Origin of the sequence: Stieleria sp. (assembly GCF_041595215.1) — a bacterium.
Classification (GTDB): domain Bacteria; phylum Planctomycetota; class Planctomycetia; order Pirellulales; family Pirellulaceae; genus Stieleria; species Stieleria magnilauensis.
This window is the reverse complement of record NZ_JBFHKV010001023.1, coordinates 1-3081: the sequence shown is the minus strand read 5'-3', so window position 1 is coordinate 3081 and position 3081 is coordinate 1. Positions and strand designations below refer to the sequence as shown.

General features: G+C 59.5%; 2 protein-coding genes. One reads left to right on the top strand and one right to left on the bottom strand.

The genetic code is table 11. From position 1 onward, the window contains the following. Positions 1 to 171 precede the first annotated feature (171 nt). A complete protein-coding gene (gene purM, locus ABX749_RS27545) occupies positions 172 to 1230 on the bottom strand; it encodes a phosphoribosylformylglycinamidine cyclo-ligase (RefSeq protein WP_372898856.1) in 1059 nt (352 codons plus the stop codon). A 494-nt stretch (positions 1231 to 1724) separates the two neighbouring features. Between purM and ABX749_RS27540 the strand changes: the two genes are divergently transcribed. Next, positions 1725 to 3081 (top strand): glycogen-debranching protein (locus ABX749_RS27540; RefSeq protein ID WP_372898855.1); only part of this gene is annotated, 1357 nt, incomplete at its 3' end.

Here is a 3081-nt window from a genome sequence, read left to right as displayed (position 1 = left end):
GACGAGGCGACGAGTCCTTTTCTCCTCTTCCTCTGCAGTGGGCATATTGCCAGAGGACTCGTCGCCTCGTCCACTACCCCGATAATTGGGCTGAGACGGTAGAGTAGCGTTCGATCCAGATCTGAGGGTTGCCTTTTCCGCGGCACCCTCAATCCAAAAGTTGACAAAGCACTAGAGGTAGCGGACCTTGCCGGTACCGAAGGTGATCCGTCCGATCGGTGTGGCCGCGATCCCCAGCTCGTTCAGCTGGGATTGGATGCTGGCGGCATAAAAATCGCTGACGATCATGGCCATGCCGATGCCCATGTTGAACACCCGTCGCATCTCGGCATCGGCCACCTTGCCGGTTTCCTGCAGAAAGCGGAACACTGCCGGGCGTTCCCAAGACGTGGGATCGATCTCGGCGTCGACGCCGGGGGGCAGGATGCGGTCCAGATTCTCTTCGATCCCGCCCCCGGTGATGTGGGCCAAGCCGTGGATGACTTGTTTGACGCGGTAGTGATTTTGGATCGCGCGGACGGCGGCGACGTAGATCTGAGTCGGCGTCAGGCATGCTTGGGCGATCGTCTTGCCGCCCAGGGCGTCGGGGGTGGAGTCCCAGGTCAGGCCGGCATCGGCGATGATTTTTCGGACCAGCGAAAAGCCATTGCTGTGCAGCCCGCTGGACGCGATGCCCAGCACGACGTCGCCCTCGCCGATCTGTTTGCCGTCGATCAGGCGTTTTCGCTCGACGACTCCGACGGCAAAGCCGGCCAGGTCGTAGTCCTCATCGCCATACATGTCGGGCATGATCGCGGTTTCGCCGCCCAGCAGGGCCATGTCGCCGGCGACACAGCCGTCGCTGATGCCTTGAACGATCTTTTCCAGCCGCGCCGGGTCGTCTTTGCCCATCGCGACATAATCGAGAAAGAACAGCGGTTCGGCACCGGTGCAGAGCAGGTCATTGACGCACATCGCCACCAGATCGATCCCGACGGTGTGGTGGATGCCGGTGGTCTGGGCGATCTTCAGCTTGGTCCCGACGCCGTCGGTGCCGCTGACCAGAACGGGTTGTTCGTAATTGCGGGCGAACAGTTTTCCGGCGAAATCGAGTTGAAACAGCCCGGCAAACCCTCCATCGCTGGCCAGCACGCGCGGCGAAAAGGTGCGGTGCATCAGTTTGGGTAAACGCCGCATTGATTCGGCGTACACGTCGAGGTCGACGCCGGCGTCCTTATAAGTCGCAGCCATGGAGGGGGGTCAGCAGTCAAGATTGAAGTGGAAGTCTGGTCAGCAAAAGCCAGTTTGACATCCTCGCCCCGGCTCTGGTAGCCGTCTGGCAATCAGAACGCCATTATCCGTGGTGTAGTGCGCTGCGATGATCCGCCCACTCCTGCGGGCGGCCGTCAACCGTCATTGAGGCCGCCAAATACGCCGAAAAACGGTAAACTGTGCCGGTTGACTAAGAGATGTCGGGTTCCAAACCCGGCTGATAGTCCCGACCGTCACCGTTTCACCAACTGTTTCCTGAGGTTTCTTCGGCAATCCATCGCTAGGCGTCATCGCGTGATCGACTGCCTGCCTGTTTTCCAATCTCCTCCCCGAGGGTTTCTGATCTCCGGTCGGTAGGTGGTAGGGTTTCTGGCAAGCATTGTGCAGGCACGTGATGCAGGCGCATTGGAGATGACACATGGTGTGTCACCCCACAGACGCGTTTAGAAAGGATTGCAGGAGACACTCACAACATGCTTATGCGACAACCGACCGGAAACCTTCAGTTCACCTACCAACCGCCGTTCGGTGCAACGTTGCAGGAGAACGGCGTCCAGTTTTCGGTTTTCAGCCGCTCGGCAACCGCAATGCGTTTGCTGCTGTACAACAAAGTCACCGACCAGGAGCCGGCCGACATCATCGAGTTTGATCGCGAGACCGATCGCTGGGGTGATGTGTGGAGTCTGAACGTCAAGGGGCTCGAAGCGGGCCAGCTGTACCATTACCAAGCCAGCGGACCGTGGGATCCGGCCAAGGGGCAACGATTCGATTCGGCCGCCCGTTTGATCGATCCCTATGCCCAAGCGCTCGCGGGAACGTTTGGAAAAAGCACCGACGGCGTCGTTCGCCCGCCCAAGTGCGTCGTCGTCAAGGACGACTTTGATTGGGAAGGCGACCGACACCTGCGGCGTGAGCTGAGCGAATCGGTGATCTACGAGATGCACGTTCGTGGATTCACCAAAAGCCGCACCGCAAAAATCAAGTGCCCGGGCACCTACCTCGGTGTGATCGAAAAGATTCCTTATCTGCAGTCGCTCGGTGTGACCGCCGTCGAATTGATGCCGGTCAACGAATTCCCGATCTTGGACATCTACGGCAACCCGCCGCAACGCCCCAATTACTGGGGCTATGACCCGATGGCGTTTTTCTCTCCGCACCGCGGATACGCCCACGACAAACGGCCCGGCGCCCAGGTCAACGAATTCAAACAGATGGTCAAGGCGCTGCACGCGGCCGGGATCGAAGTGATTTTGGATGTGGTGTTCAACCACACCTGCGAAGGCAACGAGCAAGGCCCCACGTTGTCGTTCAAGGGACTGGAAAACCAGGTCTATTACATCCTCAGCGAAGGCACGCACTACACCAACTACAGCGGCTGTGGAAACACGCTCAACGGCAACCACCCGGTCGTCCGCGAAATGATTTTCCACTGCTTGCGGCATTGGGTGCACAACTATCACGTCGACGGTTTTCGATTCGACTTGGCCAGCATTTTGTCACGCGACCGAAGCGGCAACCTGGTCCCCAACCCGCCGATGGTGGAATTGATCGCCGAAGACCCGTTGTTGGCCGACACCAAGATCATCGCCGAAGCCTGGGATGCGGCCGGTGCGTACCAGGTCGGTTCGTTCGGCAATCACCGCTGGGCGGAATGGAACGGCCGCTACCGTGACGACGTGCGCGGTTTTTGGCGTGGCGATGGCGGAACGTTGGGCGCGTTGGCGACCCGCTTGGCCGGCAGCAGCGATTTGTACGAGCATGCGGGGCGTCCGCCTCATTGCAGCATTAACTTTATCACCAGCCATGACGGCTTCACGATGAACGACTTGG

Bases quoted from the DNA above. Each gene is read 5' to 3' on its own strand.
- purM (WP_372898856.1), bottom strand. From the start codon at position 1,230: ATGGCTGCGACTTATAAGGACGCCGGCGTCGACCTCGACGTGTACGCC.